The organism is Protofrankia sp. Cas3 (assembly GCF_963555955.1).
Classification (GTDB): Bacteria; Actinomycetota; Actinomycetes; order Frankiales; family Frankiaceae; genus Protofrankia.
On the sequence record NZ_CAUVXP010000301.1, the window covers coordinates 1,280 to 1,786 of the forward strand.

Genomic DNA, 507 nt, shown 5'->3' on the forward strand with positions numbered 1-507 from the left:
GACGCGTAGCGCCCTGGATGCGGCCGGTTTCCCGGCAGACCCTTCCGCGCCCAGAGGACCGGAACCCCGGACCACCACGCCTCCTCCGGCGCTTTCCCCCGTTTTTCTCTTTCGGCAAGGAGTGATTGTTCGTGCTGCCCGAACCCGGCGACAGACTGCGGACGGTGTCCGTGGTCGAAGCCCTGAACGAGTACTTCAGCTGTGTCGGTTGCAACCCCTGGGACGTGGCGTGATGGCCATGGGGAAGGGAAATCGCCGCGGCCACGGTGAAGGATCGGTGTACTGGCGGGAGGACCGTCAGCGCTGGGTCCTCGAAATCGACTACGGCTATGTGAACGGCAAACGGAAGCGGACCGTCCGCTATTTCCGGACCCAGGAAGAGGCGATCGAGGAACAGACACGATTGCGCACGGCACAGCTGGAAGGGGCGGCGCCGTTGGATCGCCGGTCACGGTTCGATGACTTTCTCGATTACTGGCTGGACGAGGTGGTGGAGCCGTCGGACCG

At 64.3% G+C, this 507-nt stretch carries 1 pseudogene; it reads left to right on the plus strand.

From position 1 onward, the window contains the following. Positions 1-238 precede the first annotated feature (238 nt). A pseudogene (locus tag U9983_RS27425) lies at positions 239-507 on the plus strand (site-specific integrase); the annotation flags it as partial.